This is a genomic window from Paenibacillus sp. UMB7766-LJ446, from assembly GCF_030226665.1.
In the GTDB taxonomy this organism is placed as follows: Bacteria; Bacillota; Bacilli; order Paenibacillales; family Paenibacillaceae; genus Paenibacillus; species Paenibacillus vandeheii.
In genome coordinates this window covers 178,964-202,255 of record NZ_JASOYM010000009.1, presented here as the reverse complement: position 1 = coordinate 202,255, position 23,292 = coordinate 178,964, and the positions used below count along the sequence as shown (strand labels likewise).

At 48.5% G+C, this 23,292-nt stretch carries 21 protein-coding genes; 17 read left to right on the top strand and 4 right to left on the bottom strand.

From position 1 onward, the window contains the following. Positions 1-32 precede the first annotated feature (32 nt). The 5 genes from QP794_RS21840 (at position 33) to mgrA (ending at position 4,257) form a co-directional block, all read left to right on the top strand. On the top strand, positions 33-698 hold the full coding sequence (locus tag QP794_RS21840; RefSeq protein ID WP_024633088.1) for a bifunctional 2-keto-4-hydroxyglutarate aldolase/2-keto-3-deoxy-6-phosphogluconate aldolase: 666 nt from the start codon (positions 33-35) through the stop codon (positions 696-698). Between the two features lie 90 nt (positions 699-788). Beyond that, the gene (locus tag QP794_RS21835; RefSeq protein ID WP_285078858.1) at positions 789-1,553 is read left to right on the top strand and encodes an alpha/beta fold hydrolase; all 765 of its coding nucleotides are present in this window, start codon (positions 789-791) and stop codon (positions 1,551-1,553) included. Between the two features lie 61 nt (positions 1,554-1,614). Further along, complete coding sequence (locus QP794_RS21830; RefSeq protein WP_285078857.1) at positions 1,615-2,400, top strand: HAD family hydrolase; 786 nt, start codon at positions 1,615-1,617, stop codon at positions 2,398-2,400. 22 nt (positions 2,401-2,422) lie between these two features. Continuing rightward, complete coding sequence (locus QP794_RS21825; RefSeq protein WP_094937621.1) at positions 2,423-3,163, top strand: NAD-dependent protein deacylase; 741 nt, start codon at positions 2,423-2,425, stop codon at positions 3,161-3,163. 86 nt (positions 3,164-3,249) lie between these two features. Beyond that, positions 3,250-4,257 carry an L-glyceraldehyde 3-phosphate reductase gene (gene mgrA, locus QP794_RS21820; protein ID WP_079350667.1) on the top strand — a complete coding sequence of 336 codons (1,008 nt, stop codon included), beginning with the start codon at positions 3,250-3,252 and terminating at the stop codon, positions 4,255-4,257. Between the two features lie 106 nt (positions 4,258-4,363). On the opposite strand, the gene QP794_RS21815 is transcribed toward mgrA, so the two are convergent. Continuing rightward, positions 4,364-5,329: an AraC family transcriptional regulator gene (locus QP794_RS21815; protein ID WP_483311936.1), complete on the bottom strand. Its 966-nt coding sequence runs from the start codon at positions 5,327-5,329 to the stop codon at positions 4,364-4,366. 156 nt (positions 5,330-5,485) lie between these two features. Between QP794_RS21815 and QP794_RS21810 the strand changes: the two genes are divergently transcribed. The 12 genes from QP794_RS21810 (at position 5,486) to ptsP (ending at position 18,913) form a co-directional block, all read left to right on the top strand. Next, entirely contained in the window at positions 5,486-6,667 is a 1,182-nt protein-coding gene (locus tag QP794_RS21810) for a galactokinase (RefSeq protein WP_285078855.1), read from the top strand. A 1-nt stretch (position 6,668) separates the two neighbouring features. After that, on the top strand, positions 6,669-7,658 hold the full coding sequence (gene galE, locus QP794_RS21805) for a UDP-glucose 4-epimerase GalE (RefSeq protein WP_285078854.1): 990 nt from the start codon (positions 6,669-6,671) through the stop codon (positions 7,656-7,658). A gap of 15 nt (positions 7,659-7,673) precedes the next feature. Then, positions 7,674-9,272 carry a UDP-glucose--hexose-1-phosphate uridylyltransferase gene (locus QP794_RS21800; RefSeq protein WP_285078853.1) on the top strand — a complete coding sequence of 533 codons (1,599 nt, stop codon included), beginning with the start codon at positions 7,674-7,676 and terminating at the stop codon, positions 9,270-9,272. Between the two features lie 173 nt (positions 9,273-9,445). After that, entirely contained in the window at positions 9,446-9,583 is a 138-nt protein-coding gene (locus QP794_RS21795; protein ID WP_285078852.1) for a hypothetical protein, read from the top strand. Beyond that, on the top strand, positions 9,583-9,834 hold the full coding sequence (locus tag QP794_RS21790; RefSeq protein ID WP_285078850.1) for a PNPOx family protein: 252 nt from the start codon (positions 9,583-9,585) through the stop codon (positions 9,832-9,834). The genes QP794_RS21795 and QP794_RS21790 overlap by 1 nt, the downstream gene beginning before the upstream one ends. A gap of 91 nt (positions 9,835-9,925) precedes the next feature. Next, positions 9,926-11,089, top strand: a complete 1,164-nt coding sequence (locus tag QP794_RS21785) for an iron-containing alcohol dehydrogenase (RefSeq protein WP_024633097.1) — start codon at positions 9,926-9,928, stop codon at positions 11,087-11,089. A gap of 260 nt (positions 11,090-11,349) precedes the next feature. Further along, a complete protein-coding gene (locus QP794_RS21780) occupies positions 11,350-11,886 on the top strand; it encodes an NfeD family membrane protein (RefSeq protein WP_285078849.1) in 537 nt (178 codons plus the stop codon). 56 nt (positions 11,887-11,942) lie between these two features. Next, positions 11,943-13,493 carry a flotillin lipid rafts scaffold protein FloT gene (locus QP794_RS21775; RefSeq protein ID WP_285078848.1) on the top strand — a complete coding sequence of 517 codons (1,551 nt, stop codon included), beginning with the start codon at positions 11,943-11,945 and terminating at the stop codon, positions 13,491-13,493. A gap of 165 nt (positions 13,494-13,658) precedes the next feature. Next, positions 13,659-14,513 carry a glucose PTS transporter transcription antiterminator GlcT gene (glcT, locus tag QP794_RS21770; RefSeq protein ID WP_024633100.1) on the top strand — a complete coding sequence of 285 codons (855 nt, stop codon included), beginning with the start codon at positions 13,659-13,661 and terminating at the stop codon, positions 14,511-14,513. A gap of 287 nt (positions 14,514-14,800) precedes the next feature. Further along, entirely contained in the window at positions 14,801-16,855 is a 2,055-nt protein-coding gene (gene ptsG, locus QP794_RS21765) for a glucose-specific PTS transporter subunit IIBC (protein ID WP_285078847.1), read from the top strand. A gap of 77 nt (positions 16,856-16,932) precedes the next feature. After that, a complete protein-coding gene (locus QP794_RS21760; protein ID WP_024633102.1) occupies positions 16,933-17,208 on the top strand; it encodes an HPr family phosphocarrier protein in 276 nt (91 codons plus the stop codon). Continuing rightward, the gene (gene ptsP / locus QP794_RS21755; RefSeq protein WP_285078846.1) at positions 17,201-18,913 is read left to right on the top strand and encodes a phosphoenolpyruvate--protein phosphotransferase; all 1,713 of its coding nucleotides are present in this window, start codon (positions 17,201-17,203) and stop codon (positions 18,911-18,913) included. The genes QP794_RS21760 and ptsP overlap by 8 nt, the downstream gene beginning before the upstream one ends. 310 nt (positions 18,914-19,223) lie before the next feature. On the opposite strand, the gene gcvPB is transcribed toward ptsP, so the two are convergent. From gcvPB to gcvT, 3 genes are all read right to left on the bottom strand, one after another. Beyond that, positions 19,224-20,702, bottom strand: coding sequence for an aminomethyl-transferring glycine dehydrogenase subunit GcvPB (gene gcvPB, locus QP794_RS21750; RefSeq protein WP_285078929.1), 1,479 nt, complete (start codon positions 20,700-20,702; stop codon positions 19,224-19,226). Between the two features lie 95 nt (positions 20,703-20,797). Then, on the bottom strand, positions 20,798-22,153 hold the full coding sequence (gene gcvPA / locus QP794_RS21745) for an aminomethyl-transferring glycine dehydrogenase subunit GcvPA (protein ID WP_285078845.1): 1,356 nt from the start codon (positions 22,151-22,153) through the stop codon (positions 20,798-20,800). Continuing rightward, a complete protein-coding gene (gcvT, locus tag QP794_RS21740) occupies positions 22,150-23,286 on the bottom strand; it encodes a glycine cleavage system aminomethyltransferase GcvT (RefSeq protein WP_285078844.1) in 1,137 nt (378 codons plus the stop codon). Before gcvT ends, gcvPA begins: the two co-directional genes overlap by 4 nt. Positions 23,287-23,292: the final 6 nt, after the last annotated feature.

The window sequence follows — 23,292 nt, the reverse complement described above, 5'->3', positions numbered from 1 at the left end:
TACACAACCACATTGACAAGGGAGAGAATGAAATGAAGAAGCTTCAGCTGCTGCAAAAAATAACGGATAGTGGGGTTGTTGCAGTTCTGCGTGCAGATTCTGCGGATCAGGTGATCGCCATGGCTGAGCAAGCCATTGCGGGTGGTATCAAGATTATCGAGATTACGATGACGGTGCCTAGTGCCCTCAAAGCCATCGAGAAATTAAGCCGTGTATACCATTGGAACACACAGGATCCAGAGAAATTTGCCATTATTGGAGCTGGAACCGTACTTGAACCCCAGACAGCGCGTGCCGCAATCATGTCAGGTGCCGAGTTTGTTGTGGGTCCTTCCCTGAACCCGGACACGGTGAAAATCTGCAATCTGTACCGGATTCCGATTCTCCCAGGGGTGATGACCATTGCCGATGTACAACGTGCACTGGAACTTGGCGTGGATATTGTAAAGTTGTTCCCGGGAAATCTCTACGATCCGTCCATTATCAAAACGATGAAGGGACCTATGCCGCAAGCGAATTTTATGCCGACCGGCGGGGTTTCCTTGTCCAATCTGGGTGACTGGATTAAGGGAGGCGCCGTTGCTGTAGGTATTGGCTCAGACCTCACAACGGAAGCAGTGAAGACGGGGGACTTGAGTCATGTTCGCCGCAAAGCGGAACAATATATGGATGCTTACCGCAAGGCCAAGGCCGAATAGCGATGAATGATGGAGAAGGGGAGCCTCAGGAATGAAGGCTCCCGTTCTGCAAGCCGCGGCACCTGCGGAAGTATAGAAAGGTGATGAACGTTGAGAAATCGATATAATACAGGGCGCAAGAAGAGGGGCATTGGGAAGTTCCTGCTCGTTCTTCTGGCGCTCATTGTTATTGGGTGTGGGTTTGTGGCATGGAAGCTGTTCACGCCTTATGGACCACAGGAGATGGCTCAGACAGCCATGGAAACTGCAGATCAGGTGACTGTAACTGAAAAAGACAACTGGATTGATTTTGTGCCGGAAAAATCTGTTGGGGTGAGTGTTATTTTTTATCCAGGTGGATTGGTTAAACCGGAAAGTTATGCACCTCTTGCCCATGAACTTGCGGCAGCAGGACATCATACCATTATTGCAAAAATGCCGGTCAATCTGGCGGTGCTCAAACAAAATCTCGCCGATGATATTATTAAAGCCTATCCGGATGAACCATTTGTTATGGGAGGGCATTCTCTAGGTGGATCGATGGCGGCACGTTATGCAGCTTCCCATCCGGATGCACTTAAAGGTATCTTCTTTCTCGCATCCTATCCGGATGAAAAAGGCAGTGTGAAATCATTGGGGATACCAGCGTTGTCCATACTGGGCACGAATGATGAAGTGGTGAATGCAACAAAGTATCAGAATGGGCGGGCATATTTGCCGGAAGATACGGTGTATTACACCATTGAAGGTGGTAACCATTCGCAGTTCGGTGACTATGGCCACCAGAGCGGTGACGGCGAAGCTGGGGTCAGTGAAGAGGAACAATTGTCCCAAACGGCTAAAACGATTGTAGGCTGGCTGGATACAATCAAATAAGCTGTCAGTTCAAAGTTGAATGGGACGAATGCATAGCAGTCAGTAACTGGAGGTGATCGGGATGTCCATGCTTCAAATCCATGGTAAGCAAGTTGCCTGCCGAGGTATTCTATTTGATAAGGATGGAACGCTGCTGGATTTCTTGCAATTATGGGGGCCGTGGGCGGAGTCTTTACTGAATCAGCTGGAATCACAGCTGTCAGAGCTTGGAGCTTCGTTCACGGTCGAGCGTGAGCAGGTCCTGGGTACGGTCCGCAATCGTGAAGGTCATCTAATCGGATATGATGTTCAAGGGCCTTTGGCAATTGCCACGGTGGACGAAAGTAACGGACTGCTAGCTGGGCAGTTGTATGCTGCAGGCATGCCATGGAATGAAGCAATCACTACGGTCCGCCACTTTTCCAGTGTGGCCATGCGTGAGATAAAGCAGAGAAAAATGGCCGAACCGATGCCTGGATTAAGAGCATTTTTGCAGAGCTGCCAGAAGGCATCTATTCCCATGGCAGTCGTGACTTCGGACAACACAGCTGCTGCGGAGGAACATATGGAATGGATGGGAATTCGGTCGTATTTTACATCAATTGTAGGCAGTGACCGGGTAACCAAGGGCAAACCGGATGGAGAGGCTGCGGTTCTAGCTTGCCGGGAGTTACATATTCTTCCTGAGGAAGCTGTTGTGATCGGTGACAGCAATGGGGATATGCAGATGGGACGTAACGCAGGGGCATCCTATACGATTGGTTTCTGTCCCGAAGTTGGGGGAAGTGACTATTTGCATGAAGCAGATGACGTCATTCAGGGTTATAATGAGTTAAAAATCATTTCTGAACGTTCTTTCCAGAGATGATCTCGTAAAAGGAGGAGAGAGGATGAACGCAACAGAACAACTGGCTGCCTGGATTAAGGAAAGTTCGAACATTGTTTTTTTCGGAGGGGCCGGAACTTCAACGGAAAGCGGGATTCCCGACTTCCGCTCTGCCGCTGGCTTGTACCAGACAGAGCAGCATTCACCCTATCCACCGGAAGAGCTGCTGAGCAGACGTTTCTTCGACCAGCATGCTGATATTTTTTATGATTTTTATCGAGGCAAAATGCTTCACCCCGATGCGGTGCCCAACGGCTGCCACCGACTTCTCGCCAGATTAGAGCAGGAAGGAAGGCTTCAGGCGGTCATAACGCAGAATATCGACGGGTTGCACCAGAAAGCTGGCAGCAGCAATGTCCTGGAGCTCCATGGTTCAATCCATCGAAACGCTTGTATGGATTGCAAGAGGTTCTACGCGCTGGATGACATTATTACAGCCAAAGATACGGTTCCTCGTTGTCATGCGTGCGGTGGCGTAATCAAGCCCGATGTCGTGTTATATGAAGAGGAATTGGATCAGACGATATTATATCGTTCGGTAGACGCTCTGTCTGCAGCGGATTTATTGCTGGTTGGTGGAACTTCACTGACCGTGTATCCTGCGGCACAATTGATTACGTATTTTCAGGGAAAACATACGGTCTTGCTTAACGCTACACCTACGGCTTACGACCGCCGAGCTGATTTGCTGATTACTGATCCTATTGGTGAGGTAATGAATAGGGTAGACCAGCTTCTTGGTTAAGTAAGTCAACATTGTCCGAATAACCGCATTCTCCGGCATACGGACCGGGTACGAGAGGCGGAACCTGGGGAAAGAAGGGATTCATGATGGTCTACGTAGCCAGCGATGCACGCTACGAAACAATGAAATACAACCGCGTTGGACGTTCAGGTTTGAAACTGCCAGCGATTTCACTTGGGTTATGGCATAATTTTGGTGGCATTAATAATGCGGAGAACGGCCGAAATATGATTACCCGTTCGTTTGATCTGGGCATTACGCATTTTGACCTTGCCAACAATTATGGTCCGCCGGCAGGTTCGGCAGAGCAGTTATTCGGTCAGGTATTGGCACAGGATCTGAAGCCATATCGAGATGAACTCGTCATCTCCACTAAGGCCGGGTACTATATGTGGCCTGGACCTTACGGTGAATGGGGTTCTCGTAAAAACCTTGTTTCCAGTCTCAATCAGAGCTTGAAGCGCATGGGCCTTGATTACGTAGACATCTTTTATTCTCATCGTTATGATCCCGAAACACCTCTGGAAGAAACGATGATGGCGCTGGACCATATTGTTCGTTCCGGTAAAGCACTGTATGTCGGCATCTCCAATTATCCTGCAGAGCAGACGAAGCAAGCGGCCGAGATTCTCAAAGGCTTGGGTACACCTCTGTTAATTCATCAACCTAAATATTCGATGCTGGATCGCTGGATTGAGGATGGGCTGCAGGATGTACTTCATGAGAACGGAACGGGCAGTATTGCATTCTGTCCATTAGCGCAAGGGGTTCTTACGAACAAATATCTGAATGGTATCCCGGAAGATTCACGTGCCAAGGGACCATCTGTATTCCTGAATGAGAACAATATCTCGCCAGAGACATTGCGCAAAGTACGTGCTCTAAACCAGATTGCAGCATCTCGTGGTCAGAGTCTGGCTCAATTTGCACTTGCTTGGGTATTACGTGATGGCAAGGTAACTTCTGCACTGATTGGTGCCAGTCGTCCTTCGCAGATTGAAGAGAATGTGGCTGCACTCAGTCAGTTGGAATTCTCCACAGAGGAATTAGAGCGTATTGAATCGATTCTTCGTCCCGAACCGGATCATAAATAAAGTTCAAAAGGTGCATCTTAGCCATAATGGCGGGATGCACCTTTTTTATCATTTCTTTTCTATATGTATGCAAGATGCAAGAAAGCATCCTTTTCGGTATAAAGAATCATCGATTGTTAGGCGGTGCTTGGCGTGTCCCTTGCGTCTGCGGTCTCTTAAGAATGTTCTCCCTGTACAGGCTGGGGGCTTCACCGTGGAATCGTTTGAACTGTTTGGAGAAATACAGCGCATCTGGCAGCCCTACAGAGGCAGATACCTGTTCAATGGACAGATCAGGACGTTCCCGCAGCAGCTGGCGCGATTTGTCGATCCGCAGTTTGAGCAGGTAGGTAACTGGTGATAGTCCGGTTTCCTGTTTGAATATGCGGGACAGGTACGCACGATTATAGCCAAGACTTGATGACATTTGCTCAATCGAGACAGGGTAGGCATATTGGGTAGACATATATTGAATCATCTGTTTTACCGTTCGACGTATTGAAGATTCACCTGGTATTAAGGTTTGGCCTTGAGAAAGGTGATTTTGTGCTTCGGCTAGAATCATATATAACGTACCCAGTGATGTAAAATGAGAGCTTTCTTTCCGCTCGGCAAAAGCCATCTGCATGACAGATAACCAATCCGAAATTTCACAAGATGGTCCGGCATGAAAGACGGATTTCTCAGGACGGAATCCTGCTTCCTCTGCATGCTTCGCAGCTTGGCTGCCAGTAAAGGCCATCCATCGGTATTGCCAGGGATGACGTGCGTGGGATTGGTAGCTCACAAGCTGCCCCGGATGAATGAGGAAACAATCTCCTGCGGATAGCTCGTAGGTATGCAGTTCAGTACGGAACGTACCGGACCCTTTTTCTACATAGTGCAATAGATAATAATCGTATAGCTTTGGTCCAAGGGCGTGACCGGGTAGGGTTTGGCTTGCACCTGCAAAGAGGACATGCAATGCCCCTTTTTCATAATAGACAGGATTGGAGGCAACCGAGTAGCTGAGTGCCCCACTTTTACCCGAGGGCTCCGGCGTGGTGCGTTCGGCTGGTGAAACCGCTGCATCTTCCATACGTTGTTCAGTCATGATGACATTCCTTTCCTTCCTTGATGTTCCATTCATTATACGTCGAAAGGTCACATTTATCCATATGGAACACACATGGTTGCATTTCAAGGGGGACCGCCTTCTTGTATAATAACATTAAGAAAACCAACAACATTGAGATGGGGTGCAGCAGCAATGAACATAAATGAATTGAAACAAAAGTTTATTGACAAGTACGGAGAGAGTGGAGCGGACATCCGTGTATTCCATGCCCCTGGGCGGGTGAATCTGATCGGTGAGCACATTGACTATAACGGTGGATACGTGCTTCCGGCAGCGCTTGAATTCGGTACCACTTTGATTATCCGCGAGCGTGAGGACAACAAGTTGCAGTTGGCTTCCACCAATATGCCCTATGAAGGAACGCTGGATACGTCCTCCATTGGCAAGGAGAAAACAGGGGAATGGACGGACTATCCGGTCGGCGTCATAGTTGAACTTCAAGGCAAAGGCGTGAAAGTAACCAAAGGTTATGATTTCCTCTACCATGGAGAAATTCCGAACGGCGCAGGACTTTCCTCTTCCGCATCGCTGGAGGTTCTCACCGGGTATGCCATCCAGTCCCTCGAAGGTGTAAAGGATATCGATACGGTTCAGCTGGCGCTTGTGTCTCAAAAGGCGGAGAACGAATTCGTCGGTGTTAACTGCGGCATTATGGATCAGTTTGCTGTAGCCAATGGCGCAGAGGATCATGCGATCCTGCTGATGTGTGACACCCTTGAATATGAAAAAGTTCCATTCCGTACCGGCGCCTATAAGCTGGTCATTGGTAACACGAACAAACGCCGCGGTTTGGTGGACTCGGCTTACAATGAACGGCGTTCTCAATGCGAGCAGGCACTTGCCATTTTGAAAGAACAGCTGCCTGCGCTGAACTACCTGGCGCAACTTACACCAGAACAGTTCATCACACTCCAGGATCATATCAAGGATGAGAAGGTAAGACAGCGTGCCCAGCACGTGGTGGAAGAGAATGCACGTGTACTTGCATCGGTGGAGGCACTTCGTGATAACGATCTCGAAACCTTCGGCAAGCTGATGAATGCTTCTCATGAATCGCTTCGTTATCTCTATGAAGTGAGCTGCGAAGAGCTGGACGTGATGGTAGAGGAAGCACAACGAATTCCGGGAACTCTTGGTGCACGCATGACCGGAGCCGGATTCGGCGGATGTACGGTATCCCTTGTCCATGAGGACGATGTGGATCGTTTTGTAACTGAAGTTGGAGCAGCCTATGAAGCACACACCAGTCTCAAAGGCGAGTTCTATGTATGCGGAGTGGGCGACGGCGTTAAAGAATTGAAGGAGGCGAAGTAAGATGGCGATTTTGGTGACAGGTGGAGCAGGATATATTGGTTCTCATACGGTAGCGGCTTTGTTGGAGCGCGGCGAAGAGGTTGTTGTTGTGGATAACTTGCAGTCAGGGCATCGTGAAGCTCTGCTGGGTGGGAAATTATATGAAGGAGATCTGCGTGACAAGGAACTTCTGGCGAAGCTGTTCGCTGAGAATACCATCGATGCAGTCATTCACTTTGCAGCCAATTCATTAGTTGGCGAGAGCATGAAAGATCCTGTGAAATACTACGACAACAATGTATTTGGCACATTGTGTCTGCTGGAAGCGATGAATGCAGCGAATGTACGTCGCATCGTCTTCTCCTCTACAGCTGCCACTTATGGCGAGCCGGAGAAAGTGCCTATTGAAGAGAGCGACCGCACAGAGCCTACGAACGTATACGGTGAAACCAAGCTCATGATGGAGCGCATGATGTCCTGGTTCGACAAAGTACAGGACATCAAATACGTCTCCCTGCGTTACTTCAATGCAGCCGGAGCCCATGACAGTGGCAAAATTGGTGAAGATCATCAGCCAGAGAGTCATCTCATTCCACTCGTGCTGCAAACGGCTTTAAAACAACGTCCTCACATCGCCGTGTTTGGTGACGACTACGCGACTGAAGACGGAACCTGTGTACGTGATTACATCCACGTAAGTGATCTGGCGGATGCGCATCTGCGGGCCGTAGACTATCTCCGTAAAGGCGAGAACAGCAACGTGTTCAACTTGGGTAACGGTCAAGGCTTCTCAGTTAAACAGGTTATTGAGACGGCTAAGAAAGTGACCGGTCTGGACATTCCGGTTGTTCAGGAGCCACGTCGTGCGGGTGATCCGGCTGTACTGGTGGCATCGTCTGCCAAAGCTAGATCCGTACTGGGCTGGAACCCGAAATGGACGAATCTTGAAGATGTCATTCAAAGTGCATGGAGCTGGCACCAGTCTCATCCTGACGGCTACGGAAAAAACTAGGAGGCGAATATTGATATGTCACAGACTCATATTGCAGCAGGTGCCACAGAGCGGACCCCGGAGCAGCAGGAAGCACTGCATGCCATTGAACGTCTGGTAGCATTTGCCTTGCAGAACAAACTGATTGAAGAAGCGGATCGGGATTACAGTCGTAATCTGCTGCTGGAGCAGTTCGGGTTCTCTGAGCCGTATGCCGGAGTATTAAACGAGACAGTGTTAGACGGACCACAACCACTGCTGGATACACTGATTGACTATGGATTTGAAATTGGACTTATACCTGAAAATACGGACACGTACCGTGATTTGCTCGATGCCAAAATTATGGGTCAATTAATGGCCCGTCCATCCGAGGTGGTGCGCGCATTCCGCCATACGGAGCAGACCGAAGGCATTGAGGCGGCTACTTCCCAATTTTATGAGCTATCGATTCATTCCAACTACATTCGGATGGACCGCATCTCCAAAAATGTGTACTGGACACAGGATACAGCTTATGGCGATATGGAGATTACAATTAACCTGTCCAAGCCGGAGAAAAGCCCGAAGGAAATCGCGATGGCAAAACTGCTTCCGCCTCCGGTGTATCCAAAGTGCCAGCTCTGTCGTGAAAATGTGGGCTATGCCGGTCGGGTCAACCACCCGGCTCGTCAAAACCTGCGTGTCATTCCATTGGAATTAAACGGCGAACCTTGGTTCTTCCAGTACTCGCCATACGTGTACTACAACGAGCACTGCATTATTTTCCATCACGATCATGTGCCGATGAAATTGACCAAGGATACGCTGCGCAGGCTGCTGGCCTTCGTGGGAGAGTACCCTCATTACTTCATCGGTTCCAATTCCGATCTGCCCATCGTTGGCGGTTCCATTCTGACCCATGACCATTTCCAGGGTGGACGTCATACCTTTGCCATTCAAAATGCGAAGCCAGAGGCGGTATTCCGCCATCCAGGTTCACCGGGACTTACGCTTAGTCTTGTGAAATGGCCAATGTCCGTACTGCGACTGGCTTCACATGATCCGGCTGAGCTGCTCGAAGCGGGCAATGCCGTTTATGAAGCCTGGAAGGTTTACAGTGATTCTACTGTGGAGATCGAGGCATTCAGTGAGGTTGACGGAGAGCTGATTCCGCACAACACAGTTACTCCCATCGTTCGTCGAAGTGCAGACGGTGGTTATGAGATGGACCTCGTACTGCGGAACAATCGCACAAATGATGAACATCCCGAAGGGATTTTCCACCCGCACCGCGAGATGCATCATCTGAAGAAGGAGAACATTGGACTCATCGAAGTGATGGGGCTTGCCATCCTGCCAGGTCGTTTGAAAGAAGAGCTGGACAGCATCGCGGATATTCTCGCTGGGGATACCAAGCTTGCCGAGGCAGCCAAAGCTTCCGAACATGTGTTGAACAAGCATCTGGGCTGGGCAGAAGAACTGATTGAACGTTTCGGTCCCAACCTGAACAAGGAGCAAGCCGTTACGCTTGTACAACAGGAAGTAGGCTTGAAATTCGCCGAAATTCTGGAGCATGCAGGTGTCTACAAATACGATGAGTCAGGGCGTCAGGCCTTCCGTCGTTTCGTGGCCAGCATGGGATACACTGAATAAACAGATATAACGAGAAACACCAGCTCATACAAGGGCTGGTGTTTTGATTTGTTTGACTTTCGATAATGGAAGAATACTTCTTTTCAATGCACACATGTATAATGTTAGAAGAAAAGTCATTGATACTCCTTATCATGAGAAGAAAAGGGGATACGAAAATGGAGAAAAAGGCTTTGAATTTACCATTGGTAGCCGATGCAGAGGAACTGCAAAACATGGTGGGACAACCAAGTGAACAAGTGCGCAACAAGGTGATTTCGTTTGTGGATTCACATGTCAAGTACTTTCTGTCCATGTCGCCATTATTTTAATGAATGAAGTGCTGCGTATCAATGGGAGGGCTTCGATTACCAAGGATGAGGAATTTATGGCCAGTATCGGCTGGAGCGGTAAAACCATTGGGGCCGCTGTCATTGTGGATGTGGAAGAATGCTTCATTCATTGTCCAAGAGCGTTTAAACAGGCGGGATTATGGTCGTCTGAGACATGGGTGGATAAGGAAAGCCTGCCTTCAACCCGCGAAATGTTCCGTGCACACTTGCAGATCAACGGGTTGATATAAAGTGAGTGGCTATCGATTTGTTTTTATATAATCGGGGTACTATAATGGGAGTTGCAATAAAATATGAATCTCCATTGGAGGCGACATAGATATGAGATCTTTTCAATTTTATAATCCAACCCGATTGATTTTCGGTAAAGGTCAGCTGGAAGCACTGAAAACTGAAGTGCCGAAATACGGCAAACGGGTTCTGCTTGTATATGGTGGCGGCAGTATCAAACGCAGCGGTTTGTACGATCAGGTGATCGGATTGCTCAAGGAAGTTGGAGCTGAAGTTACGGAGCTGGCTGGGGTGGAACCGAACCCGCGTCTTTCGACTGTTCACCAAGGTGTAGACCTCTGCAAAACGAACAACATCGACCTGATTCTTGCTGTAGGCGGCGGCAGTGTACTGGATTGTGCCAAGGCAATTGCCGTAGGTGCCAAGTATGATGGCGACATGTGGGACTTTGCTCAGCGCAAAGCCGTTGCACAGGATGCTCTACCACTCGGTACCGTGCTCACAATGGCCGCAACCGGTTCGGAAATGAACTCCGGTTCGGTTATTACGAATCAGGATACACAGGAGAAATTGGGCTGGGGCAGTGCATATTCGTTCCCTGCGTTCTCGATCCTTGATCCGGTAAATACATATACCGTTCCTCTGGACCAAACGGTTTATGGCATGGTGGATATGATGTCCCACGTACTGGAGCATTACTTCCACCTGGATGCCAACACACCGGTTCAGCTTGGATTCTGTGAGACAATTCTGCGCACAGTTATGGATGCAGCACCTCGTCTGGTTGAAGACCTGGAGAACTATGAACTGCGTGAAACGATTCTGTACTGTGGAACGATGGCATTGAATGGCGTACTGAACATGGGTCTTGCTGGTGACTGGGCTACTCACAATATTGAACACGCGGTATCCGCAGTATATGATATTCCGCATGGCGGAGGATTGGCGATTCTGTTCCCGCATTGGATGAAGCATAATGTGGACGTAAATGTGGATCGTTTCAAACGTTTGGCGATCAATGTGTTTGAAGTTAACCCTGAAGGTAAATCGGACAAACAGATTGCTGAAGAAGGCATCGAAGCGTTGAGCAAGTTCTGGACATCCATTGGTGCGCCTAACCGTCTGGCTGATTATGATATCGATGACAGCCAAATCGAAGTTATGGCTGATAAAGCCATGCTCTTCGGCCCATTTGGTAACTTCAAAAAATTGCAACGTGAAGATGTTGTATCCATCTACAAGGCTTCTCTGTAAAAACAAAACATGAAGGCACAGCAATGTGTTCTGGAACCGCAAGTCTCCTTTAACGGAGATTTGCGGTTTTTTGTTGTGAATAAGAGCAAATCTGAGAATGTTCCAGCTAGTGGGTCATATTGCAATGAAAATAACCATTATCGGGTCTTGAATACAAATGAGGAAAGATTTTGAAACATCATGGCACTTTGCTACGTATTTATTTACATGAGGAATGCCCAGTTGGATGGAATTGCGGCAGAAGAGAGGAGGAACGGGGAATGGAGTCAATCTATTGGGGGTGTCTGATTGGAGGAGCCATATTTGCAGTCGTCAGCCTTGTGCTAGGTGACTTGATTGATGGCTTGCTGGACGGGGCCTTTGAAATGCCTGGCCTTGATTTTTTCAAACCTGTTGTGCTGGCTGGTTCCATAACGACTTTTGGTGGGGCCGGTATTATGCTGACACGTTATAGCTCGATAAGTGCGATTTCGGCACTGATACTATCCCTGCTTATAGGTCTTGCTGCAGCCATGCTGGTATTCTTTGCATATATCAAGCCAATGCGTAACAGTGACGTCTCCATTGCATTTTCCATGAAAGAGCTATCCGGGAAAATTGGAGAAATTACCATTCCGGTACCGGAAAAGGGTTTTGGAGAAGTCATGATTCGAATTGCTGCCGGTAATACAGTTCACACGGCATCCAGCTTCGAACATCGTCCCATTGCGGCGGGAGCGCGTGTTGTAGTTGTAGATGTAACCGAAGGTGTGCTGCGTGTATCGGAATGGGATGAAGATGTACTTAAAGATGTTTAAGGTAGTTTAACCGTTAGCAATGTAAAGCACTTATGGAATAAGGGGAGAGATGTGGAATGAGTTATCTGGATATGGATGTATTGTTGATTCCTGCAATCGTTGTCGGTGTGATTCTGATTCTTGGTTTGGCTTTCTGGGCGAGGTACAAAACGGTTGGGCCGGATGAAGCCATGATCGTAACAGGTTCGTTCCTTGGCAGCAAAAACATTTCGGACGATGACTCCGGTCGAAAAATTAAAATTGTTCGTGGTGGCGGCGCATTTATCTTGCCGGTGTTCCAGCAGTCGGAGTTTATCTCGCTGTTGTCTCATAAGCTGGATGTTTCCACACCGGAAGTATACACGGAACAGGGTGTACCTGTCATTGCCGATGGTGTCGCTATTATCAAGGTGGGAAGCGCCGTAGAAGACGTGGCTACGGCAGCGGAGCAATTTATTGGTAAGCCAGTGGAATCGTTAAGAGGTGAAGCACAGGAGGTTCTGGAGGGGCATTTGCGGGCCATCCTCGGAACGATGACGGTGGAGGAAGTATACCGTAACCGCGATCGCTTCGCGCAAGAGGTTCAAGGCGTAGCAGCCAGAGATCTGAAAAAAATGGGACTGCAAATTGTCTCTTTTACAATCAAAGACGTACGTGACAAACAAGGTTATCTGGATGCGCTCGGTAAACCGAGAATAGCAGCCGTTAAGCGGGATGCTGAAATTGCGGAAGCGGAAGCGATGCGGGATGCACGTATTCAGAAGGCCAATGCGGAAGAGCAAGGGCAAAAAGCGGAGCTGCTGCGTGATACGAATATCGCTGAAGCTGCAAAAGAGAAGGAACTGAAAGTTGCGACGTTTAAGCGGGATCAGGATACAGCGAAGGCGGAAGCGGATCAGGCGTACCATATCCACGAAGCGCGTGCAAGACAAACCGTGGTAGAGGAAGAGATGAAGGTTGAACTCGTTCGTAAGGAACGTGAAATTGACCTGCAAGAGAAAGAAATTATCGTACGTGAGAAGCAATATGATGCTGAGGTGAAGAAAAAAGCAGAAGCCGATCGTTACGCGGTGGAGCAGGCTGCCGAAGCGGATAAAGCCAAAAGAATGCGTGAAGCCGATGCGATCCAGTATTCCATCGAGACGCATGCCAAGGCAACAGCTGAGCAGAAGCGGCTTGAAGGGCAGGCTATGGCGGATGCAGAACTTGCCAAAGGTACAGCGGATTCAGAAGTTATTCGTCTGAGAGGTCTTGCTGAAGCAGAAGCGAAGGAGAAGCTGGCAGAAGCGTTCCAAAAGTTTGGCGAAGCTGCCGTGCTCGATATCATCGTCAAAATGCTGCCTGAACTTGCTGGTAAAATTGCGGAGCCGATTTCCGCGATTGATAAGCTGACCGTTGTGGATACAGGTAAGGGTGAAGGCGCTGCTCGTGTAAGCAATTATGTAACAGAGCTCATGGCAACGGCTCCCGAGATGCTCAAAAGTGTCTCCGGCATTGATGTAGAACAGTTAATTAAAGGTTTCACCAAGCCTAAAACAGCAGCACCGATTGCTATTCAACAGAGTGAGCCTGTAACGACTCCCTCTATAATCGACAAGATTGTGGAAAAAGCTGGTGTTGATGAGTAAGACAACGAGTCGTAAAGCACTTATGCTCTATTGACCTTAAGACGAATTTTTGTTACTTTTTAAGCGAGACGTCCGGCGCGGTTTGCCCGCTTCCGGATGTCTTTTCGTTCTTACTAGGGTGTGACTGAATCACACCTAAGATGGTGTGAAAAAGAGGTGCAAACATTGAGTAGCCTGCAAGTAGCCAAAGCTCTAAATAATAATGTGATTATTGCACAGCATCCTGAACATGGAGAAGTTGTCGTGATTGGTAAAGGCATCGGCTTCAATCGGAAAACAAATGACATTATTCCACTGATGGCTGTGGAGAAGATGTTCATTCTGAGAAACCAGCAGGAGCAAGAGCAGTATAAACAGCTTCTTCCACAAGTGGATGAAGCCTTGATTGAAATCATTAATGAAGTCATTACGTATATTGCAGAACATACGGACGTTCCTTTAAACGAACATATTCATATCGCATTGACCGATCATATTTCTTTTGCATTAAAACGGAAAGAACAAGGCATTATCATACAGAATCCTTTTTTATATGAAACCCGTGAAATCTATCCTGACGAATATCGCATGGGTGATTACGCGGTGCGTTTGATTAAGGAAAAATTGGGCGTTGATTTGGGAATGGATGAGATCGGCTTTATTGCGCTTCACATTTATAGCGCCATGACCAACCAAAATATTTCTCAAGTTCGGGAGCATTCCCAACTGATTACCGATTTGGTGAGCCTGGTGTCCACCCAACTGGATTATTCGTTTGAGACGGAATCACTGGACTACTCCCGGCTGCTGACCCATCTTCGATTCGCCTTGGAGCGTGTCCGTCGGGGAGACAAAGTGGAAGAACTTCATAAATTGGATTCCCTGTTGAAGTTGGAGTATCCTGAAATGTACTCGCTTGCATGGAAGCTAACCAAGGTGATGGAAAAAAGGTTAAATCTCCCTGTATATCCTGCTGAAGTAGGCTATCTGACCATTCATTTGCAACGCTTGAATCAAAGGAAAGAAGAAGAGAACAAGTGAAATAATTCCACTAGTGGAATTCTAATTCGACAAATTTCGTGTAAAGGCTTGCATCGCTTTAAAAGTGGTGCTACAATGATTTCCGTAATCAAGCAACTGAATAAACACAAACGACGTGTTACTGATTCGATCAGGCATGAGTTATATAGAGCGTGATTGTTCTTACCTTATCCCGGGTATGCTATACCCGAAGGTTGGATCAATTTCCTTTATTAACTCGTGCCTTTTTTGTTTTCCCTTGCTTGCTTCACAACATAAAAAATTAAAAGAAAGGGTGATACGACGCAATGTTTAAAAAGCTTTTTGGTGTGTTGCAAAGAGTAGGTAAAGCTCTTATGCTACCTGTAGCCATCCTGCCGGCGGCAGGTCTACTGCTAGGAATCGGTAATATGCTTGTGAACCCGGATTTCCTACAGTATGCTACCGTGCTAGATACTCCATGGGTGAGCTCAATCGCGACGATTATGATGAATGCGGGGCAGATCGTATTTGATAATCTGGCATTGCTGTTCGCTGTCGGGGTAGCCGTCGGGCTGGCCGGAGGTGAAGGTGTCGCAGGTCTTGCGGCCATCATCGGTTACTTGGTCATGAACGTGACTCTGGGTACGGCTGTTGGTGTTACGCCAGCGATGATCGGTGAAGTACCAGGTTATGCCAGCATCTTGGGTATCCCTACATTGAGTACCGGCGTGTTCGGAGGTATTATCATAGGTATTACCGCCGCACTATGCTACAATCGATTTTTCAAAATCGAACTGCCGTCTTACCTTGGTTTCTTTGCAGGTAAACGCTTTGTCCCGATTATTACTTCAGTTGTTTCCCTCTTGATCGGGTTGCTTCTGGTGGTCATCTGGCCTCCGATTCAAAATGGACTGAATGCTGTATCTCACTTCATGGTAGATACTAGTCCGACATTATCGGCGTTCATTTTCGGGGTCGTAGAACGGTCACTTATTCCGTTCGGTCTGCATCATATTTTCTACTCGCCATTCTGGTTTGAGTTCGGTGAATATGTGAACAAAGCTGGAGATGTCATTCGTGGCGACCAGCAAATCTTCTTCAATCAACTGCGTGATGGTGTGAACCTTACCGCAGGAACGTTCCAAGTTGGTAAATTCCCGTTCATGATGTTCGGTTTGCCAGCTGCGGCACTTGCGATGTACCATGAAGCAAGACCGGAACACAAAAAGTATGTTGCAGGGATCATGGGATCAGCTGCGTTGACTTCGTTCCTGACAGGGATTACAGAACCACTTGAGTTCTCATTCCTGTTTGTAGCACCAATCCTGTTTGCAGTACACTGTATCTTCGCAGGTTTGTCTTTCATGACAATGCAAATTCTTGGAGTCAAAATCGGGATGACGTTCTCCGGTGGATTCATTGACTTCCTGATCTTCGGGATTATCCCGAATCGCACACCTTGGTGGGATGTTATCATCGTAGGTTTGATTCTTGCAGTGATTTACTATTTCGGATTCCGATTCATCATTCGCAAATTCAACCTCAAAACACCGGGACGTGAAGAAGCGACTCCTGAAACAGCTTCGGGCGGTGGCTCCGGATCAACGGATGATCTGCCTCACAACATTCTTGCTGCATTCGGTGGACAAGAGAATATCAAACATCTGGATGCCTGCATTACTCGTTTGCGGATTGAAGTAAATGAGAAATCCAGTGTAAATAAAGATCGTTTGAAACAATTGGGTGCATCTGGTGTGCTTGAGGTGGGTAATAATGTACAGGCTATCTTCGGTACACGCTCAGATACGATTAAATCCCAGATGCAGGATATCATTGCAGGACGTGTACCGGCACCAACGCCAGCAGCTGAGGTCAAACCAACTCCTGAAAAGGAGAAGGAACAGGGAGCAGAGGGCGAACGTATTGTTGCCGAGGACATTGTTATGCCAGTGAATGGTGAACTGATGGACATCACAAACGTTCCTGATCCGGTCTTTGCCGAGAAAATGACAGGTGACGGCTTTGCTGTTCTGCCTCATGATGGCAAGATTACATCGCCTGTATATGGCAAAGTGTTTAACGTGTTTCCAAGCAAACATGCCGTGGGCATTATGTCTGACGGAGGCAAGGAAGTGCTTGTTCATATAGGTGTCAACACGGTGAAGCTGAAAGGTCAGGGCTTTAACGTGCTTGTGCAGGAAGGCGATCTGGTATCGGCAGGACAGCCGATTATGGAAGTGGATCTGGAGTATGTCAAAGCCAACGCTCCGTCGATCATCTCTCCGGTCATTTTCACCAACCTGCCAGAAGGCTCAACAGTGACGCTCAAGAAGAGCGGCGTACTGAAAATTGGCGATCAGCCAATCATTGAGATAAAATAAGAAGTGTTACGACAATGGCAAGCAAGTGTAAATAGATGCAATGCCTAAACTAAATTATTGAAAGTGAGATGATTGTAATGCAACAAACATTCAGAATTACAGACGAAGATGGTATCCACGCACGTCCGGCGACAGCCCTGGTTAATACAGCAAACAAATTCAAAGGTGCAGAATCCTTTGCAGAAGCTAACGGTAAAAAAGTAACTTTGAAATCCATCCTGGGCGTACTTTCCCTTGGTCTGGAACAAGGCGACACCATCAACATCATCGTTGAAGGTGAAGGCGAAGCAGAAGCTCTTCAAGCTCTGACAGACGTTATGGTTAACGAAGGGCTGGGCGAAATTAATGCTTAATGTTTCTGGGATCGCGGCTTCGGCGGGTATTGCTATCGCCAAGGCGTTTATCTTGGAGCATCCCAATTACTCTGTAGAAAAACGCGAAATCAACGACGTTGACGCAGAAATCGCGAAACTCGACTCAGCTCTGGGCAAGTCCCAGGCTGAGCTTGAGGCGATCAAAGAGCGTACTTTACAAGAGCTTGGCGAGAAAAAAGCTGAGATTTTTGCTTCGCATTTGCTCATTCTGAATGACCCGGAACTGATTGATCCGGTTAAAGCGAAAATTGCAGATGATAAGGTTAATGCGGAATTCGCATTGAACGAAACAGCAACGCAATTTATCGAAATGTTTGAAAACATGAAGAGTGCTTACCTGCAGGAACGTGCTGCAGATATGCGTGATGTAACCAAACGTGTGTTGAATCACTTGCTTGGTATCGAATTCATGAGTCCAGCTGAGATCAGTGAAGAAGTGATCGTGCTTGCGGAGGATCTTACACCTTCCGACACGGCTCAACTGAACCGTCAATATGTAAAAGGTTTTGCAACCAATATTGGTGGACGTACTTCGCACTCCGCAATCATGGCTCGTTCGCTTGAAATCCCGGCTGTCGTTGGAACCAAGGACATTCTGGCTCAAGCTAAACAAGGCGATATGATTATCGTTGACGGTTTGGACGGTCATGTACTGGTTAATCCAACGGATGATGTTATTGCTGAATATCGTTCCAAACAGGAGCAATACGATGCACAACGTGCCGAGTGGAGAAAACTGCGTGATGAGCCAACGGTAACGGTGGACAACGTTCATGTGGAACTGGCAGCCAACATTGGTACTCCGAATGATGTTGCCGGTGTTCTGGAAAATGGCGGCGAGGCTGTAGGCCTGTACCGTACCGAGTTCCTGTATATGGGCAGAGACAAGCTTCCTTCCGAGGACATTCAGTATAATGCTTACAAGGCTGTACTGGAGAAAATGGAAGGTAAACCTGTCGTCGTTCGTACACTCGACATCGGTGGAGACAAAGAGCTTCCATACCTGGATCTGCCAAAAGAAATGAATCCATTCCTCGGTTTCCGCGCAATTCGTCTGTGTCTGGACCGTCAGGATATATTCCGTACGCAATTGCGTGCATTGCTGCGTGCAAGCGTACATGGTAACCTGCGTGTCATGTTCCCGATGATCGCAACACTGGGTGAATTCCGTGAAGCGAAGGCTGTCCTGCTCGAAGAGAAGGAAAAGCTGGTCGCTGAAGGTATTGCTGTTTCAGACAGCATCCAACTGGGAATCATGGTCGAAATTCCTTCGACTGCGGTTCTGGCGGATCAATTTGCCAAAGAAGTGGACTTCTTCAGTATCGGAACAAACGATCTGATTCAATACACAATGGCTGCTGACCGTATGAACGAGCGCGTGTCGTATCTGTATCAACCTTATAACCCTGCCATCTTGCGTTTGGTTAAAATGGTTATCGATGCAGCGCACCGTGAAGGTAAATGGGTTGGCATGTGTGGAGAGATGGCCGGAGACGAAACAGCAATTCCATTGCTGCTCGGTCTCGGACTGGATGAGTTCAGCATGAGCGCAACATCCATTCTGCCAGCTCGTAGTCAGATCACCAAGCTGTCCCGTGCAGACATGCAAGAGCTTGCTGCCAAAGCATTGGATATGCAAACGGCTGAACAAGTCGTTGAATTGGTTCAAAGCATTCAAGCGTAATTTTATGGGGTTTCCACCCGATTTTAAGGGTTTCTTTTTCCGATAAAAGAGCTGCAGTCGTGCAGCGATTTTGCCGGTATCTGTTGTTACAGCAGATACCGGCTTTTTTTGTTTTAAGCGAAACGTTCTATTCTGCAGTTATCTACCGCAAAGAAGACGAAACATCGGTGATCATTCGCTGAGCCTTCGAAGAGACATACGATCAAAATTGAAAGCACTGGACCGAAGAGAATGAGATAAAACTAACAGGTTAAAAGGAAACAGCCGCACATAAGTGCGACTGTTTTTGGTCATTTATAACGATTAGCTTTCAACTGCAAGCGCAGTTCAGTACCGGCTTACGGGCTGCTGTTGTTTCATCCAGACGGGTAACCGGTGTGCCATAAGGGGCATTGAGTACCAGTTCAGGTGTCTCTTCTGCTTCCTTGGCGATGCGAATCATCGTATCGATGAACCCATCTAGTGTTTCTTTGCTCTCGGTTTCCGTCGGCTCGATCATAATGCACTCCTCCACGTTCAGCGGGAAGTACACCGTTGGCGGGTGATATCCAAAATCAAGCAACCGTTTGGCGACATCCAGTGTACGTACACCATATTGCTTCAATCCCCGGCCAGACATCACGAATTCATGTTTGCACACGCCTGGATACGGAATCTCGTAGTAAGGTGCGAGACGGGCCATCATGTAGTTGGCGTTGAGCACCGCGCATTCGGATACCCGGCGCAAGCCTTCAGGTCCATAGGTGCGAATGTAGGCATAGGCACGGACTAGAATACCAAAGTTGCCGTAATACGCTTTGACCCGGCCAATGGATTGATCACCTTCGCGATCCAACGCATATATGCCCTCATCATTTTTGATGACCATCGGTTTCGGCAGAAACGGAATCAAGCGGCTCTTCACGCCAACCGGGCCGGCACCAGGTCCACCCCCGCCGTGCGGAGTACTCATTGTTTTATGCAAATTCAGATGTACTACGTCAAAGCCCATATCGCCAGGGCGGGTGATGCCCATAATAGCATTGGAGTTGGCACCATCGTAGTACAGCAAACCACCAGCCTCATGCACGATGGAGGCAATCTCCTGAATGTCTTTTTCAAAAAGTCCGAGTGTGTTCGGGTTGGTCAGCATCAGCGCTGCGGTATCCGACCCTACAGCAGCGCGGAGTGCGTCCAGATCTACCAGACCGTCTGCGCGGGAAGGGATCGTTACCGTTTCGAAACCTGCAACGGTTGCACTTGCCGGGTTAGTGCCATGAGAAGAATCCGGTACGATGACTTTCGTACGCTGTTCACCACGACCTTCGTGGTAGGCCCGGATCATCATGAGTCCGGTCCATTCGCCGTGTGCGCCAGCGGCTGGTTGCAGCGTAACGGCGTCCATGCCAGTCAGGCCAGCAAGGTCATTTTGCAACGTGTAGAGCAGTTCAAGTGCACCTTGAATGCTGGATTCGTGCTGATATGGATGAATTTTGGCGAATCCGTTGTAACGGGCCACATCCTCATTAATCTTCGGATTATATTTCATCGTACAAGAACCTAGCGGATAGAATCCGTTATCTATTCCGAAATTACGACGAGACAGAGCAGTGTAGTGGCGAATGACGTCAACTTCAAAAACCTCAGGCAATGCTGCTGCTTCCGATCGAAGCATTTCCCGGGGAATCAGGGAATCGGCAGCTTGCCGGGGAACGTCACATTCTGGCAAAGAGTATGCAACCCGACCCGGACTGCTGAGTTCAAAAATCAACGATTGCTCCGGTGCTGTAGAGGCAGCTTGGGCAGAGATTTTTGTAACTGTTTCAGTATGGCCCGAAGTGGAGACTGAGGTTACTGTTTCCGGTTGTCCTGTTCCTGAAGTTGTCTTTGTTGTCGTTTCCTGAGTCACAGCGATCCCTCCAATACACGTGCGAATTCGTCTATCTCTTCCTTGCTGCGTCGTTCGGTAACGGCAATGAGCATATGTCCGGCGAGCTCGGAATACTCTCTTCCAAGTTCATACCCGCCAATGAAGCCGGCATCGAGTAATTTCAGTTGCAGGGCATCCACATTTGTTGCTTCAGGCAGTTGGATAACAAACTCATTAAACGTTGGTGCAGTAAACGTAAGAGAGACCCCTGGAATTGCGGTAAGTGTGTTAAGGGCATAATGGCTCTTTTGCAAATTCAAATCAGCGACATCGATCATACCTTGTTTACCCATGATGGACATATAGACAGAGGCACTCAGCGCGAGCAAAGCCTGGTTGGAACAGATGTTGGACGTCGCCTTTTCACGACGAATATGCTGTTCACGTGCTTGCAGCGTGAGTACAAAACCACGCTTGCCGTTGCGGTCCGTTGTCTGGCCTACAATTCGGCCAGGAATCCGGCGCATATGAGCCTGGGATACGGCGAAATATCCGCATGTTGGGCCGCCAAGTGAAGCGGCGATACCAAGGGGCTGTGCGTCGCCAACGACGATGTCAGCACCCAGCTTGCCTGGGGCTTCCAGCAGACCCAGCGATAGCGGGTTGGCGCTGACCACGAGCAGGCTTTTGTGCGCATGCGCAAGATCTGCGGCCTGTTTTACATTTTCCACGGCGCCGAAGAAGTTCGGGCTCTGGATCATGACGGCTGCGGTGTCATCGGACACAGCGGCTTTCAGGGCATCCCAGTCTGTTACACCATTTTGATACCCAATCTCAACGATCTCCAGATTGAGGCCATGTGCATAAGCTTGCAATACCTGACGGGATTCGGGATGCACGGTACGTGACACAATCAGCTGTTTGCGACGGGTTGCTGCTGCCGCCAGATTGCCTGCTTCCGCGAATGCAGTCGCACCATCGTACATGCTGGCATTGGCTACAGCCATGCCTGTTAACTCACAGATGTAGGATTGAAACTCGAAAATCGCCTGTAATTCTCCCTGGCTGATCTCGGGTTGATAAGGTGTATAGGCTGTATAAAACTCGGAACGGGAGATGACATGATTAATGACTGAAGGAACGTGGTGATCATAAATGCCTGCACCCAGGAAACTGGCGTGTGTCTCGAAGTTGGCATTGGCTCCCGCTTGCTTTGACATATGACGTGTGAGTGCATATTCATCCAGTTTGGAGGAAACAGGCAGTTCACCCTGATAGCGAATCTCCTGTGGAATGTCATGGAACAGATCCTCAATTGTTTCCACACCGATGGTTGCCAGCATGGCACTCTGATCCTGCTCGGTCATGGGAATGTAGCGGTGCTTGCTCATGCTTGATCAGCTCCTTGAGTAGGTGTCTTTGGCGCACGTGTCCGTTTATGAAAAGGGGTCTTCACGACCTCAGCTTTCAGTTTCTTGCCACGAATCTCAATCTCCAGCGGGGTACCCAATGCAGCATATTTGCTGTCAATCAAGGCCAGCCCCAGATTGCGTTTCAACGTAGGCGATTGGGTTCCTGTGGTTACTTCACCAATCTGTACGCCTTCGGCGTATATCGGATAATGGGGGCGGGGAATACCGCGCTCCAGCACTTCGATGCCGACCAGCTTGCGGGCAGGTCCATCATTTTTTTGCTGCAACAAGGCTTCATGTCCGATAAACGGCCCGGCATTCAGCTTCACAAACATGCCAACGCCAGCCTCCAGCGGCGAGATGGTTGCAGACAGTTCCTGTCCATACAGGGGAAGCTTGGCTTCAAAGCGCAGCGTATCCCGGGCACCCAGTCCGGTCGGAACGAGTCCGTAACCTTCTCCCGCCTGCATCAATCCGTTCCAGACTACAGCGGCCTGTTCGGCAGGAACATAGAGCTCAAATCCGTCTTCACCCGTATATCCGGTGCGGGATAACAGCAATGTAACGCCACATACCTTCGCATTAGGTACAAAACGGAAAGGCTCAATCAAAGACACATCAGTGTCTGTCACCTTTGCGAGAATATCCACAGCAAGTGGACCTTGCAGGGCAAGCAGCGCCGTTTGTTCGGAATCATTCGTCATCGTTACGCCTGGCGACATGTGCTGCTGCAGCCATGACCAGTCCTTGCCGATGTTGGAGGCATTAACCACCAGCATATAATGCTGGTCTTTCAGTTTATAGATCAACAGATCATCGACCACGCCGCCATCCGGATAACACATTAACGTGTATTGAGCCTGACCGGGAACGAGTGTTGTTACATCATTGGTCGTCATGTGCTGTAAAAAAGCTTCCGCGTGTTCACCTTGTACGGTGAATTCACCCATGTGGGATACATCAAATAATCCGGCACGTTCTCGCACCGCTTCATGCTCTTTCTGAATTCCGCTGAATTGTACCGGGAGCTCCCAGCCACCAAAATCAATGCATCGTACGCCTTCATACTGCTGATAGAGTGGAAAGAGTGGGGTTCTAAGCAAATCGGACATCCAATC